12 protein-coding genes and 1 riboswitch are annotated in these 15,550 nt (G+C 45.2%); of the genes, 10 read left to right on the plus strand and 2 right to left on the minus strand.

What is annotated here, in order from left to right:
• Positions 1 to 7 precede the first annotated feature (7 nt).
• Positions 8 to 195: riboswitch (cobalamin riboswitch) on the minus strand.
• A 304-nt stretch (positions 196 to 499) separates the two neighbouring features.
• The 3 genes from HMPREF2955_RS10645 (at position 500) to HMPREF2955_RS10655 (ending at position 4,387) form a co-directional block, all read left to right on the plus strand.
• Complete coding sequence (locus HMPREF2955_RS10645; RefSeq protein ID WP_070723411.1) at positions 500 to 1,420, plus strand: carbohydrate kinase family protein; 921 nt, start codon at positions 500 to 502, stop codon at positions 1,418 to 1,420.
• Positions 1,421 to 1,639: 219 nt separating this feature from the next.
• On the plus strand, positions 1,640 to 2,827 hold the full coding sequence (locus HMPREF2955_RS10650) for an FprA family A-type flavoprotein (protein WP_070723413.1): 1,188 nt from the start codon (positions 1,640 to 1,642) through the stop codon (positions 2,825 to 2,827).
• A gap of 381 nt (positions 2,828 to 3,208) precedes the next feature.
• A complete protein-coding gene (locus HMPREF2955_RS10655; protein ID WP_070723415.1) occupies positions 3,209 to 4,387 on the plus strand; it encodes a dicarboxylate/amino acid:cation symporter in 1,179 nt (392 codons plus the stop codon).
• A 247-nt stretch (positions 4,388 to 4,634) separates the two neighbouring features.
• On the opposite strand, the gene HMPREF2955_RS10660 is transcribed toward HMPREF2955_RS10655, so the two are convergent.
• Together HMPREF2955_RS10660 and HMPREF2955_RS10665 are read right to left on the minus strand one after the other, a co-directional pair.
• Positions 4,635 to 4,910, minus strand: a complete 276-nt coding sequence (locus HMPREF2955_RS10660; protein ID WP_070723416.1) for a Txe/YoeB family addiction module toxin — start codon at positions 4,908 to 4,910, stop codon at positions 4,635 to 4,637.
• Entirely contained in the window at positions 4,907 to 5,158 is a 252-nt protein-coding gene (locus HMPREF2955_RS10665) for a type II toxin-antitoxin system Phd/YefM family antitoxin (protein WP_009230561.1), read from the minus strand. The genes HMPREF2955_RS10660 and HMPREF2955_RS10665 overlap by 4 nt, the downstream gene beginning before the upstream one ends.
• Positions 5,159 to 6,774: 1,616 nt before the next feature.
• Here HMPREF2955_RS10665 and HMPREF2955_RS10670 point away from each other — a divergent pair.
• From HMPREF2955_RS10670 to HMPREF2955_RS10700, 7 genes are all read left to right on the plus strand, one after another.
• Positions 6,775 to 6,951: a hypothetical protein gene (locus HMPREF2955_RS10670; RefSeq protein ID WP_210401312.1), complete on the plus strand. Its 177-nt coding sequence runs from the start codon at positions 6,775 to 6,777 to the stop codon at positions 6,949 to 6,951.
• A complete protein-coding gene (locus HMPREF2955_RS10675) occupies positions 6,948 to 8,330 on the plus strand; it encodes an MFS transporter (protein ID WP_070723418.1) in 1,383 nt (460 codons plus the stop codon). Before HMPREF2955_RS10670 ends, HMPREF2955_RS10675 begins: the two co-directional genes overlap by 4 nt.
• Positions 8,331 to 8,622: 292 nt before the next feature.
• Positions 8,623 to 9,801: a TlpA disulfide reductase family protein gene (locus HMPREF2955_RS10680; RefSeq protein WP_070723420.1), complete on the plus strand. Its 1,179-nt coding sequence runs from the start codon at positions 8,623 to 8,625 to the stop codon at positions 9,799 to 9,801.
• Between the two features lie 97 nt (positions 9,802 to 9,898).
• Entirely contained in the window at positions 9,899 to 11,176 is a 1,278-nt protein-coding gene (locus tag HMPREF2955_RS10685) for a M16 family metallopeptidase (protein WP_246830126.1), read from the plus strand.
• 87 nt (positions 11,177 to 11,263) lie between these two features.
• Positions 11,264 to 11,866: a non-canonical purine NTP diphosphatase gene (locus tag HMPREF2955_RS10690; RefSeq protein ID WP_070723422.1), complete on the plus strand. Its 603-nt coding sequence runs from the start codon at positions 11,264 to 11,266 to the stop codon at positions 11,864 to 11,866.
• A 423-nt stretch (positions 11,867 to 12,289) separates the two neighbouring features.
• Positions 12,290 to 14,305 carry a type IX secretion system anionic LPS delivery protein PorZ gene (locus tag HMPREF2955_RS10695; protein WP_070723424.1) on the plus strand — a complete coding sequence of 672 codons (2,016 nt, stop codon included), beginning with the start codon at positions 12,290 to 12,292 and terminating at the stop codon, positions 14,303 to 14,305.
• A 215-nt stretch (positions 14,306 to 14,520) separates the two neighbouring features.
• Positions 14,521 to 15,099, plus strand: a complete 579-nt coding sequence (locus HMPREF2955_RS10700) for a DUF417 family protein (RefSeq protein ID WP_070723484.1) — start codon at positions 14,521 to 14,523, stop codon at positions 15,097 to 15,099.
• Positions 15,100 to 15,550 lie beyond the last annotated feature (451 nt).

Genomic DNA, 15,550 nt, shown 5'->3' on the forward strand with positions numbered 1-15,550 from the left:
AAGAGGCCACACGAACGCGTGCAACGGCAGGTATTCTGACTTGTTGCCAGGCAGTAAACGTCTTCCCAAACACCGTGTTCAGTGACCTAGTGTTTACGCCGCCAAGGGCAACTCACAGCAGCCGGACTGTACGGGTTTTTCACCCGTTTCCCTTTTAAACGCCATACTCGACGTACCTGTTGCTGATGCAAAGGTACGAAAAAACATGCGCATTAGCTGCCAACTCCAATCTAATTAGGATGCGGCAAACAATGCCCATAAACAGCACAAGCAACTTATACGCCAAAACACGCATACCCAAATACAAAGCCATGCCCCCTAACAAACGGCATTGCCCCACCCCAACCCTTGGCGTTATGCAAACCACTTACCCATTTTTAGCGCCATCCCACATGCCCAATCAAAAACTTACACAATTGTTTTGTCGTCTGATTAAAAATTCGGATATTTGCATATTGTTTAAATATCAACCCTAAAAAAGAACATTTATCACAGCGTTATGCGGAAAGTAATCGGAGTAGGTGAAACGGTGTTAGACATCGTTTTCAAGCACGAACAGCCCATAGGAGCCTTGCCTGGGGGGTCGGTTTTCAACACTATCGTATCGCTAGGGCGCGTGGGAGCCGACGCAACATTCATCTCGGCCGTAGGAAACGACCGTGTTGGAACCAACGTTATCAGTTTCTTAAAAGACAATGGCGTGCAGGCCGATTACGTAACGAAGTGCGATGAGGGACAAACACCCATCTCGTTGGCCTTCCTGAACGAGCGAAACGATGCCGAATACCTGTTCTATCGCGACAATAAGAAGAACAATCCGGAGTTTGCTTACCCCGACGTGCAGGCCGACGACATCGTTGTGTTCGGTTCTTACTACGCCGTTAGTCCTGCCACACGGCCACAAGTGGTTTCGTTCCTAGAATATGCGCACAACCGCGGGGCCATCATCTACTACGACGTGAACTTCCGTTCGGGCCACCGAACCGACGTGATGCGCATAACGCCCAACTTGTTAGAGAACTACGAGTATGCCGACGTGGTGCGCGGAAGTAGGGAAGACTTCGAGGTGCTTTATCGCCTGTCCGACCCTGCTAAGGTGTACGCTGCCGAGGTTTCTTTCTATTGCAAGCGGTTTGTTTACACCGATGGAGCCAACCCCGTGCAGCTACGTGCCGACGGCGGCTTTTGCGAAAGCTATGCCGTTGGCGACACACAGCCCGTTAGCACCATTGGGGCAGGCGACAATTTCAACGCCGGATTTATCTTCGGCATGCTGAAATTGGGCGTTACAAGGCAACGCCTTATCGACGGATTGACCAAAGAACAATGGAACAAGATAATGAGTTACGCCCTGGCTTTCTCGGCCGAAAGCTGCAAGGGAACGGATAACTATGTGCCGAAAGGTTGGAAACCAGAGTGAAAAAAGCCTCACCCCCAACCCCTCTCCAAGGGGAGAGGGGATGATTAGCATTGCTACTTTGCCTCATCAACCACATAATAAGACAAATGTATCGGTAACTCGTTAACTTGTTAACTAACGAACTCGTCAACTTGTTAACTTGTCAACTCGTTAACTAACGAGCCCGTTAACACGTCAACTAAATACACATATACACTCATAAACTCACAAACTCAGAATATGATAGAAATAGTAAAAGACATCTACTACGTGGGTGTGAACGACCGAAAGAAAGAAAAGTTTGAAGGCCTATGGCCACTTCCCAACGGCGTTTCGTACAACTCGTACCTCATCGTAGACGAAAAAGTGTGCCTCATCGACACGGTGGAAGCCGACTTCTTCGCGCAGTTTATCGAGAATATCCGCGAAGTTATCGGCGACCGTCCCATCGACTATATCGTTACAAACCACATGGAACCCGACCATAGCGGCTCTTTTGCCCTGATGAGGAAGTATTATCCCAACGTGCAAGTGGTGGGAAACAAGAAGTCGTTCGACCTGCTTAAAGGTTTCTATGGCATGGAAGGCTGCGAGTACGAAGTAAAGAACGGCGACCAACTGTCGCTGGGTAAGCACACGTTGAAGTTCTTTTTAACGCCAATGGTGCACTGGCCAGAGACGATGATGACGCTAGACACTTCTAATAACATGCTGTTTTCGGGCGACGCATTCGGTTGTTTCGGCGCACTTAACGGCGGATTGCTCGACAGCGAGATTAATTGCGAACACTTCTGGCTGGAGATGGTGCGCTATTATTCGAACATTGTGGGCAAATACGGCACGCCCGTGCAGAACGCCCTCAAAAAACTAGCCAACGAGAAGATATACTATATCTGCTCTACACACGGACCTGTGTGGCACGAACAGCTGCAAAAGGTGGTGGCAATGTACGACCGCATGAGCAAATACGAGGCCGAAGACGGACTGGTTATCTGCTACGGAACGATGTACGGCAATACAGAACGCATGGCCGAAGTTATAGCTAGGGCAGCCAGTCAGGCCGGTGTGAAGAACATTGTGGTGTATAACGTGTCGAAAACACATCATTCGTACATCATTCGCGACGTGTTCCGCTATCGCGCACTCATCGTGGGAGCACCCACATACAACACCGGACTGTACCACGAAATGGACGTTTTGCTGAGCGAACTGGCTAACCGCGACATCAAAAACCACCTTATCGGCTGGTTTGGAAGTTACGGATGGGCCAGCAAAGCCGTGCAGAAGATTGGCGAATGGAACGAAAACGGCCTGCATTTCGAACCCGTTGGCACGCCCGTTGAAATGAAACAAGCGCTATCAGCAGAAGTAGCCGAGCAGTGTCGCGCACTGGGTAGGGCAATGGCAGAGCGTTTGGCGCAAGGTTAAGTTCTACAACAAACTACGCTAGCCAAGGTGGATTTGGCCATAACAAGCCAAACCCATCGGCCGCGTAGAAGATAACAGCAGGGGGAGATAACTAACTTTTTTGTTGTAAATTGCCACACATAAAGAATGCGTGAGCATTTAAGTTGTGGTCAATTAAAATGCAAAGATGGAGGCGAAAGACCATGATGTCTTAGCCCACTTAGCTAGAACATAGGCGTGAGCCTATAAGCTGAATATCTTGGTTTGGAGGCGTGAGCCTCTTCATTTGAAATTCTCCCCTTGCTTTATCTTTCTTACAGAGCCAGCCATCCTTTTGACAATTTGTTTCACATGCAGCCCAAATACCAACCGGACTGCCCAACTTAAAATATAACATTACCTATGAAAATCGGTTTACTTGGGCGCATTCTCATCGCCATTGCCCTCGGCGTATTGCTAGGAAACATACTAACGCTGCCGTGGGTACGCATATTTATCACCTTCAACAGCATTTTCGGACAATTCTTAGGCTTTATTATCCCCCTCATTATCGTGGGATTGGTTACGCCAGCCATTGCCGAAATTGGCAAGGGAGCAGGCAAATTGCTGCTTATAACCGTGGGCATTGCCTATGCCGACACCGTTATTGCCGCCATATTGAGCTATACAACGGGTTCTACTTTCTTCCCATCGCTCATAGGAAACGGCTCACAGACATTGCAAAACGTGGAGAAATCGGCCGAGATACTACCCTACTTCACCGTGAATATCCCCGCCCCAATAGACGTAATGAGCGCGCTTGTGCTGTCGTTCATCGTGGGTTTGGGCGTTGCCTACGGCAGTCATACGATGTTGCGCGGTGCCATCAGCGAGATGAAGGACATCGTCGTGGGCGTTATCGAGCGCGTTATCATCCCCCTCTTGCCCCTGTATATCTTCGGCATTTTCCTCAACATGACTTTCAGCGGCGACGTAATGCGCATGATGACCGTGTTTGCTAAGATTATTGTCGTTATCTTTGCGCTACACATTTTCGTGCTAATCTATCAGTATCTCATTGCCGGAGCCATCGTTCGTAAAAATCCTTTCCGCCTATTGGCCAACATGTTTCCAGCCTATCTCACGGCCCTTGGCACCTCTTCTTCGGCTGCCACCATCCCCGTGGCCTTAAAGCAGACACTGAAAAACGGCGTATCCGAAGGTGTTGCGGGCTTTGTTATCCCCCTTTGTGCCACGGTTCACCTCTCAGGTTCGGCCATGAAGATAACCGCTTGCGCCTTTACCATTGCCCTACTTGAAGGCTTGCCCACCGATTTTCCCCTCTTTTTGCATTTCATTATGGTGCTGGCCATCTTCATGGTAGCCGCTCCTGGCGTGCCAGGTGGTGCCATTATGGCGTCGCTTGCCCCTTTGGGCAGCATCCTTGGCTTTGGCGAGAACGAACAAGCACTGATGATTGCCCTCTACATTGCTATGGATAGCTTTGGAACTGCTTGTAACGTAACGGGCGACGGAGCCATAGCACTGGTTGTAGACAAGCTTAACCGCAATAAAACGAACGTGGAAGAGAAGGCAGCATAGGAAAAGACAGCTGCTGAAAATGCGTGTAGTAACGCACACTTCTCACCATCCTCGTACTATTCTATATTAAAAATCGCCGCGCATTTACTTGCTTTACGCACTGCATCCTACATCTTGATGCCATGTACAAAGCAAGCAAATGCGCGGCGTTTTTAAGAGTATTCCCTACCCCATATACGAATGTTAGCTCCTGTTTTTGGTCAAAAAAAGCAGTATTAGGTGTTTTCTTTTAAATCAACTTTGTTTTTTACTTATCATCATAATGCCCACCAATAGACAAAACATGCACTTCAACAATTTGTTCGTAAACATCATAAACAACACGATGCTTGCCACTAATACGTCGCGAATAAGTAATACCGTCACCACCCTTTAAGGCTTCTGGATGTCCTATACCTTGCTTAGGGTGTATTATTAGTTCGCTAAGAACTTCCGAAAGCTTTTTAAACAGCTTTGGTGCAGACTTCTTCCACTTTTTTAGCTCTTTCTCAGCATCGGGCGAAAAGCGTAAAACATAGCTCATAGCTTTTCTAAATATGCGTTTAACTCGTCAACAGAACGACAGGTCTTACCTTTCCCTGCCTTAATGTCTTTTCTAGATTTCTCTATTTTAGCTAACAAAGCAGCACTGATGGTAGTTTCATCATCCAACATAGGCACCAACTGGATAGATGGTGTGTTGTTTCTTAGAATAACTACTTTTTCTGTTGCGGCCAAATCAAGATACTTCTTCTGATTTGCCCTAAATTCGCGCGCGGTTATAATGTGCATAACAAAATTGTTTATTGGTGATAATACAAAGATAGCACATTTATAACACACTTACAAAGAAAATTACAAATTAAATAAATGGAAACCGCAAGGATTTTTCGATATAAACCCTTTCTACACTATGCCAATACAACTTTATAGAAGAATGAAAACATACCCTTGTTTGCCTATTATGTTTGTTGATAGCATCCTAGTTATCCCCCGTAGGCTGTGGACAACCCTGTTGATAACCCGTGTAAAAGCCATGTACAACTCCTCACTTATCCACAACTTACAACGCACCCCTAAGGATTGGTGGATAACTAAGAAGTTGTTGTGGCGAAATACAAGCGTTATCAACACTTTTAGAGCAACAAAAGTTATGAACATTTGCACAATGCCCTACCCCACCTTTTTATGTGGAAAACATATATAAAGCCTTAACTTACAACCTAAAAGTGCGTTTGATAACTTGTGCATAACCTTTTCCTAATGTTGATAACCAAAAACACGTTGCGTAAAGAGAAAAGTTATCAACTTATCCACGCCATATCATCACCATCATTTTCTTTCTCTTTTAAAAGAAAGATATAAGATAATATTTGTGTGCGTGTGGATAAATGGTGCGGAATTTTGAATTTTTAAATGGGTAAGCCGATTAGTTGATGAATTATTTGGGTTTGTATTGGAATGAGGTTTCGAGTTAATGAAGTGCTCTTGACTTTAAACCTAAGCGGTGGTTAGTGCCTGTGCAGATTTTGTTTGTTAGTTGAGCATACTGTCTGTGTTATCATGTGCGTGTATATGGGATAATCTTTTTTGTCTGGTTTTGAGCAAAAATTTTAACATTTTGAGTGCCTTTTCTGCTCACCAATGGCTCACCTTGCCGCAAAAAATCGATTCTCGCGAGGGTTTATTTTGATGCAAATAAGGGTTGGCCTGTGCATGCGGCAGAATGAATATTTATTTAAACAATTCCCCTTTTGCACCTATTTTTGTGCGTTTTGGTGCTAAATGCACTGCGTTTTGGTGCTAAATGGAGTGCGTTTTGGTGCAAAATGGAATGCGTTTTGCTGCTAAATGCAAGGTAAAATGGTGCTAAACGCAGTGCAAAATGGTGCTAAATTCAAGCCTAAAAAGCATAAATATCTACTGCAGTTGCATAAATAAAACCTTTTATAGCGATGAAATACATGGCTAGAAAGAGCAAAATGGGCTTAAAAAGTAGGGTTTTAGGGGCTAAAAGTGGGTAATTTGGACGTTAAAAATAATGAGTTGGCAACCAATCTAGAAAGGTAAAATGGTGCAAAACGCAGGTCATCCTCTTGAATATTGACAAAATGTAAGTCGTGAAAGGCTAGAAATAGTATCAATTTACCTACTTTTTAACTGATATTTTCGCTAGAACGGAGTGAAAATTTGAGCGATAATGTAAAATAAAAAATAAGATTTTAATTTTTTGAGTTGATGAGTTTGTGGGTTGATGACTTGATAAGTTCGTGGGTTTGCGATAGCCATACATTGAAGTTGGTTTGGCTAGTAAACGTGTTTTTGTATCTATTTAATTGATTTTCATCTCCATATTTGTGTATATGGCATATATTGTTTATGTTTGCAATGAATTAAAGTTTAGGCTTATGGCAACAACGGCATTACAATCGAAGAAAATAACAATAGACCTTAGCGAAGACACATTTCGCTGGCTTTCCATCATGGCTGCAAACAGGGGGACGAACTTAAAGAGCCTTATTGAGGTACTTTTGGAAAAGGCTGCCGAAGCGTATGATGAAAATTACAAAGAGGCAAGGAAATGAAAAAGTATATCTCACGGATTGTCATAGCTCTCGTAGCTGTGGCTTTCTTCATGGAATACATTGACTCGACCGCCTTGGTGACAGCTCTGCCACTAATGGCCTTAGACTTCGGTGTGGAAAGTGGTAGGATGAGCATCGGGATTACGTCCTATATGATTTCGCTGGCGGTGTTTATCCCTGTAAGCGGCTGGATTGCCGATAGGTATGGCACGCGTTCGGTGTTCGCCTATGCAGTTCTAGGATTTATCGGCACGTCCGTCCTGTGCTCTCTCTGCAACAGTCTAACGCAGTTTGCCTTTGTACGTTTCATACAAGGCATGGCCGGAGCACTAATGGTGCCCGTAGGGCGATTGGCTGTATTAAAAAACTGCGACAAGCGCGATTTGGTAAATGCCATCGCATGGATAACCACTCCAGGGCTTATTGCGCCCGTTGTCGGTCCTCCCATAGGCGGATTTCTTGCCACTTATTTCTCGTGGCACTGGATATTCTTCCTGAATGTTCCGGTAGGGCTACTCGTCTTTGTCCTGGCAATAAGATATATTCCTAAACAGCCGGTAGACAGACAGCGGGGTAAATTAGACATACCTGACTTCTTGTTGAGTGCCTTGTCGCTTTCGGGCATGATGTACAGCCTTGAACTGTTGGGAAACAACGTTTCCAGTTTCGTGCGCCCCCTCATTCTGCTGTTTCTCTGTATACTACTCTTTGCTTTCAATATACGCCGTTCGCTGCACGCCTCATTGCCGCTGATAGACTATTCCGTAATGCGCGTGCCCACTTATTCGGTAACGATTATCTATGGCACACTGTCGATGATGGTTATCGGTGCAGCCCCATTCCTACTGCCGTTACTGTTTCAAGACGGCCTACATTTCAATGCCTTTCATTCCGGTTTGCTACTACTCTCGCTAATGCTGGGCAATCTCACCACCAAACCTTTCACCGTATGGATGATGCATCATTGGCGCATCAAGTATATCCTGTTCCTTAACGCACTGTTGCTTTCGCTGTCAACAGCTGCCTGCGCACTGTTCAAGGCCTCTTCACCCGTCTTCGCCATCATCGTATGCCTCTTTTTGATGGGCTGTTTCCGCTCGGTACAGTTAAGCACTCTTCACACGGTGGCATACATGGACGTACCCCAACAAATGATGTCTTCAGCCAATACGCTTTACAGCACTACCCTTCAGCTCGCCTCCGGATTGGGTATCGGTATAGGTGCATTGGCATTGAGATTTGTAGCATCTACCTCTGCCAATCCTCATTCGCTTGCACATTATCAGCTATCATTTGTACTGATTGCTATCGTGGGACTTATAGCGTTGATTGGATATGGAAAGATGGAACCTGAGGCAGGTAAAATAATCACCAATTAGCTTTTGTTCAGACCGCTCCAGTATGCTTGGCTCTCTGAAAATATCTCAGAAGGCAAGATAATGGTTGCAGAACAAGAAAAGAAGGAGTTTGAAAGCTGGCTTGGAGTATGAAATCTCATTCTCTATTACATTCTAAATTCAGCTTACACGGAAAACTTAAACCTTAGTAAACTGAAAAAATAAGTGGCTTAAAAACTTATAAACTTGCACACTTTAAAAATATCCGCTTAACGGTTTTGTATTTTGATAGGTTTATTTTAACTTTGCAAACAAGTTAATCAACTTGCTAAAAATGAATAATAAAAAACTATCGGGATTATTCTATACCGCTGTTTTGGGTGTAGCCGTTTTGAGCTTGGGTTCGTGTAGCGAAAAAAAGTTCAACATTAACGGAACAATCACCCAGGCAAAAGACTCTGTTCTCTATCTCGAAAACATGAGTCTTAACGGTCCTAAGGCGGTAGATAGCGTTAAGCTAGACGAAAATGGCAACTTTGAGTTTAAGCAGAAGGCGCCCGATGCACCCGAATTTTATCGCTTGCGCATTGCCAACCAAATGGTGAACCTTGCTGTCGACTCTACGGAAAGCATCACCGTGAAGGCCGCTTACCCCACCATGTCGGCCAATTACGAGGTTAGCGGGTCCGAAGAATGCACCAAAATACGCGATTTGGCCTATATGCAGCTAGCCCTGCAAAGGCAGGTTACGGCCATTGCAAACAGTCCTGCGCTGGGCGTAGAGGCAGTAGAAGATAGTGTTACCAAGGTTTTAGAGGTGTATAAGAATAAGGTAAAGCTCAATTATATATTTAAAGAGCCCATGAAGGCTTACGCCTATTACGCCCTTTTCCAAACCATCGTGTTGGGAAATGCCAATATCCTTATCTTCAACCCACGCAGCAGCAAAGACGATGTGAAGGTGTTCGCTGCCGTGGCAACAAGTTGGGACACTTATTTTCCAAAGGCCGAACGCGGACTTAACCTGCACAACATCGCCATCGAAGGGATGAAAAACGTGCGTATTGCAGAAAATAACGCTCGCCAAACCATCAGTGCCGACAAGGTTAAGGTGGCCGGCGTGATAGATATTGCCCTTACCGACAACCACGGACGTGTGAGAAAACTTACCGACTTGAAAGGAAAGGTGGTTCTGTTAGACTTCCAGGCTTTTGCCGCCGAGGGCAGTTTGAAACGCATAATGATGATGCGCGAGATATATAACAAGTATCACGACCGCGGTTTTGAAATCTACCAGGTGTCGTTCGACCCCGAAGAACACTTCTGGAAGACAAAGACAGCCGCGCTGCCTTGGGTAAGTGTGTGGGACGAAAACGGAACGCGTAGTGCCGTATTGGCGCAATACAATGTGCAAACGCTGCCTACCTTCTTCCTCATCGACCGAAACAACACGCTACAAAAGCGTGATGCGCAGATAAAAGACTTAGATGCCGAGATACAGGCATTGTTATAGAATACAGTTTTTTTTCATGTAATATTTATTTTGGTTTATTCGGCGACGTGTGCTTGAGACGAGCGCGCGTCGCCTTTTTTGCTTTTAACATTGAATAATGACCACATCGAGCAAATCTGCCATTCGTATGGATAACAAGTATAATACGGCCACGCTTCCCAATGGTCTTCGTATCATTCACCGCAGTTCTTCGTCGCCCGTGGTTTATTGCGGTTATCGAATTAATGCAGGCACGCGCAACGAATCGGAGGCCGAAATGGGCATGGCACATTTTTGTGAACATGCCTCGTTTAAGGGTACAAGCAAACGAAGTGCCCTTAGTATATTGAATTGTTTGGAAAGTGTTGGCGGCGACATCAACGCATTTACCAACAAGGAGGAAACGGTTTACCATGCTGCCATCCCCAAGGAGCATGCGCCAAGGGCGGTAAAGCTGTTAACCGACATGGTGTTTGATAGTCAATATCCCACCGCCGAGTTGCGAAAAGAAATTGAAGTGATATGCGACGAGATTGAAAGCTACAACGACTCGCCTGCCGAACTGATATACGATGATTTCGAAAACGCTGTTTTTTCGGGTCATCCGCTGGGTAACAACATTCTTGGAAAGGCCTCTTTGCTGCGTACTTACACGTCTGAACACGCCAAAGACTTTACCCGTAGGATGTATCGACCCAACAATATGGTGTTCTTTGCATACGGCGAACTGGATTTTCATTGGCTTGTTAAGTCGTTAAGGCATGCCACTCGGCATTTCCCAAACGCCCTTCCGCATATCGATACGCACGAAGGTGAGTCTCTCCCACCCTATCTACCGAAAAAGATAACACGCCAGATGGACACGCACCAGGCACATGTTATGCTGGGCAATCGTGCTTTCAGCACTTACGACAAGCGTCGTTTGCCCCTTTATTTGGCCAATAACTTGCTTGGTGGTCCGGGTATGAATGCTCGTTTGAACATCGTTTTGCGCGAATGCAATGGCTTGGTGTACAATGTAGAGAGCAATATGGTGAGTTATGCAGACACAGGTGTGTGGTGTGTTTACTTTGGTTGCGACCAAAAGGACCTGCGCCGTTGTCTTCGCTTGGTGAAGAAAGAACTGAATAGGCTTATCGAAAAGCCGCTTTCGGCACGACAACTGGCGGCTGCCAAAAGGCAAATTAAGGGTCAGATATGTGTGGCTTGTGACAATAGGGAGAGTTTCGCGCTGGACTTTGGCAAGAGTTTTCTTCATTTTAATAAGGAGAAACACATTGATAACTTGCTGCAACAGATAGACGACATTACGGCCGAAGAGCTGCAAAGTGTGGCTCGTGAGGTGTTTGCCGAGGATAAACTAACCACGCTGATTTATCAGGGAAGTGGGGGGTAAGATAAATATTGTCGGACTGGTCGGACTGGTCAGACTAATCGGACTGGTCGGACCGGTCAGACCAGTCTGACAAATAAATGAAATGATATGAACACAAACATTGTTTTTGCTACCAACAACGCGCATAAGCTGGAAGAGATACGCCAAATAATGCCTTCCAACCTGCAAGTGCTATCATTAAAAGACATTGGTTGCGATGTAGACATACCCGAAACGGGCTCTACACTGCAAGAAAACGCCCTTATCAAGGCGCAATACGTGTTGGAACACTATGGAATGGCATGCTTTGCCGACGATACAGGACTGGAAGTGTACGCCCTAAACAACGAACCTGGCGTGTATTCGGCACGATATGCAGGTGGCGATGGGCACGATAGCGAGGCTAACATGCACAAATTGCTTTGTCGATTGGCTGACAACACCCATCGCGATGCTCGTTTTCGCACGGTTGTTGCCCTTGTTGCCCCACGTAATAACACGTTGGGCATTAATCAACCCTTGTTTTTTGAAGGCGTTGTAGAGGGACATATCGCCACGGAACGCCACGGAACAGCAGGCTTTGGCTACGACCCGCTGTTTGTTCCCAATGGTTACGACAAAACATTTGCTGAGCTTGGTGCCGACATTAAGAACCAAATTTCGCATCGGGCAAGGGCAGTTGGTAAGCTGGTTGAATTTCTGAAAGGGTAGGGGGTGAGGAGTAAGGTAGTAAGTAGTAAAAGTAGTAAGTAGTAAAAGTAGTAAGTAGTAAAGTAGTAAAAGTAGTAAGTAGTAAAGTAGTAAGGTAGTAAGTAGTAAGGTAGTAAAGTAGTAAGGTGGTAAGTAGTAAGGTGGTAAGTAGTAAGGTGGTAAGTAGTAAAGGTAGTAAAACTAGTAAGTAGTAAAGTAGTAAAGGTTGTGAGGAGTAAAGTAGTAGAGTTTGTAAGGAGTAAGTATTTTTTCACCTTTTCACCTTTTCACCTTTTCACCTTTTCACCTTTTCACCCTTTCACCTTTTCACCTTTTCACCCTTTCACCCTTTCACCCTTTCACCCTTTCACAATATATCAGCCGTTTTTGCGTTATAATCTTATCAACAGATAAACTTATATCGCTTATAAATCATAACCCCACATGCGCAAACCCACTACCATTGGTTTATTTCTCGCCCTATTATTATGTTTCTGTTTGCCTGTTCGTGCCTCCTTATGGCGCAGTTACACGGCATACAGTGATATAACGCAGGTGCAAAAGGCCGGAAACACGCTTTACGTGCTGGCCTCTAAACGGTTGTTTGCCTATAATACGGCCGACCAAAGCATACAAACCTTCGACCGAATAAACGGACTTAGCGACACGCCCATTGCCTTTATTGCATGGAACAACGTGGCTAAACGACTTGTTGTGGTGTACGATAACCAGAATATCGACTTCGTTATGCCCAATGGAGAGGTGCAAAACCTGTCTGATTTATACCATAAAAACATGATGGTGGATAAGACTGTGTTTGGCATTAACACCTATGGCGCAAACACTTACCTTGCAACGGGCTTTGGAATTGTTAAGCTTGATGCCCGAAAAATGCAGATTAATGACACGTATAACCTTGGATTTAAGGTGAATTGGACGCGCATTGAGGGTAACCGTATATGGGCTTACTCGGATGTTGTGGGCTGTTATGCAGCCTCGTTAACGGCTAATCTGAACGACAGAAACAGCTGGACGAGGGTGGGAGAGTACCAACCCAACCCGCAAGCAAAGCCAGACGCCAAGCTACTAGAAACGGCTAAGAAGGCTAACGTGGGCGGACCGCGATACAACAACTTCTATTTCATGAAGTTTACCGCTGGTAAATTGTACACCGTTGGCGGACAATACGCGTCGGGAGGTACGCAAAAGGGTTATCCAGGCTTAGTGCAAGTGTTGGAAAGCAATGGTTCGTGGACTTTCTTTCAAGACGATGTGGCCGCCACTACGGGCATCGCGTTTAACGATATTAACTGTTTAGCCGTAGACCCACTAGACCCTAACCACGTGTTTGTGGGCGGACGACCGGGCTTATACGAGTTTCAAGACGGACGTTTAAAGGCGTATTTCAATCGCGATAACAGCCCTTTGCTGCCTGCTGTGGATAGGGGAGTGGAGTTAGATAATAATTATGTTATTGTAAATGGTGTGGATTTTGATGCACAAGGCAACCTTTGGCTTGTAAATAGTCAAACCAAACGCCAGTCGTTGCTTACCATTCCGCGCGGCAAACCGATGGAAAGCAAACATCAAGAACGCCTGATGGCCGATGGACTTAGCTTGCGAAACATGACGAAAATGCTGGTGGATAGTCGCGGTTGGGTGTGGTTTTGCAACGACCATTGGACCGTTCCAAGTCTTACCTGCTATAAGCCAGCCACGGGCGAATGCACTGTTTACGACACTTTTACCAACCAAGACGGCGTGGCCATACACGTAAATGCAGTTACTTGTGTTGCCGAAGACCGCGAAGGAAACCTCTGGGTGGGCACCAATGCGGCACCACTTTACTTGCAAATACGCAACAATCAGGCCGAAAAACATTTCGTTCAGTTTAAAATTCCGCGTAACGATGGCACCAATAGTGCCGATTATTTGCTTAACGAAGTGCACATAACGCACATTGCTATTGACGGAGCAAACCGCAAATGGATGGGTACATTAAACGATGGTGCCTACCTTATATCGGCCGATAACCTGCAACAAGTGCAACATTTCACCAGTGCCAACAGTGCGTTAAGTTCTGATGTGATTAATAGCATCGCCATAAATCCCACAACAGGCGAGGTGTTTTTTGCCACCGACAATGGGCTTTGCTCTTATCAAGGCGATGCAACCGAACCGCAAACGGGCGACGATAGGCAGGCATACGCCTATCCCAACCCCGTTGAACCTGGCTATAAGGGGCTTATTAGGATAGTAAACCTTTCGCCAAATGCCTATATTAAAATTGTTTCGCCCAACGGAACGCTGGTAAAAGAAGGACGTAGCAACGGCGGAATGTTTACTTGGGATGCCACCGACCTTCGCGGACAGCGCGTTGTAAGCGGCGTTTACGTGGTGTTAGAGGCCACCGAAGAGGGTAAAAGCGGCGTGGCTTGTAAGGTAGCAGTGGTTAACTGATAGTTTTTTTCAATGCCTTTATAGGTATTAGCAATGTTATTTTGCGCTGATGTTCGTGCAAAATCAATTATCTTTGCATAGTTAAAGGGCCTTGTACGTTACAATATGTAATGTTCTGCAAGGTGCGTAAGCGCACTTATGTAGTGGCCTGTGTATGTAAATATTCATTCATTTGCCCATTTATTGGGCATGCGTTTTTAATCGATAAAGTAAGTATGAAAAGTAAAGTAATTGCATTTCTAGAATTGGCGTCTAACTTGCGCCAAACCGGTTTAAACCTCATCCGTGTGGCCATTCTTATCGTGTTTGTGTGGATTGGAGGCTTAAAGTTCACCCATTACGAGGCCGATGGCATCGTTCCTTTTGTTGCAAACAGTCCGTTTATGAGTTTCTTTTATGCAAAAGAAGCACCAGAATACAAGCAATATAAAAACAAAGAGGGCGAATTGGTGTTGAAAAACCGCCAATGGCACGAAGAAAACCGCACTTATGTATTCTCTTACGGACTTGGTTGCCTTATCATGAGCATTGGTATCTTGGTTTTCTTGGGTATGTTCTCACCAAAGATTGGCATTTTCGGCGAACTGCTCTGTATCATTATGACCTTAGGAACGCTGTCTTTCCTCGTAACAACGCCCGAATGTTGGGTACCCGATTTGGGAAGTGGCGAACATGGTTTCCCCTTGCTTTCGGGTGCAGGTAGATTGGTGATTAAAGACACTGTAATACTGGCAGGAGCAGTAACCTTGCTTTCTGATACGGCAGGTAAATTGCTTAAACAGCTTAAAAAATAAGCGGAAACATTTGTTGGTTTATAATAAAAAGCGTTCGAGAACTTAACTCGAACGCTTTTATTATGGGCTTAATTGACGTGTAGTCTTGGTTGATGAGCTGACAAATTAGCAAGTTAACGAGTAGACAAGTGGCTTAGTTAACGGGTTAACAAGTTGACGAGTGTTTCAGTTATAATCGAAACGAATTAGTTTTGGCATTAATTGTGCTATGGGATAGTTAGCATATATCGGGCGTAAGCATCAGTACAAAGCACCTTGTACTGACACTACAAGTGTCTTGTACTAGCACTACAAGCATCTTGTATTCACGCTACAAGTGTCTTGTACTCACACTACAAGCATCTTGTATATGTATTATCCCCTAAAAAGGCCCTGCTTGTAAGGAGTTAAGGAGTTAAGCCAAATGCCTATGTGGCGCAGCCATTTTTTCACTCTTTCACCTTTTCACCCT

It is taken from the genome of Prevotella sp. HMSC073D09 (assembly GCF_001814145.1).
GTDB lineage: Bacteria > Bacteroidota > Bacteroidia > Bacteroidales > Bacteroidaceae > Prevotella > Prevotella conceptionensis.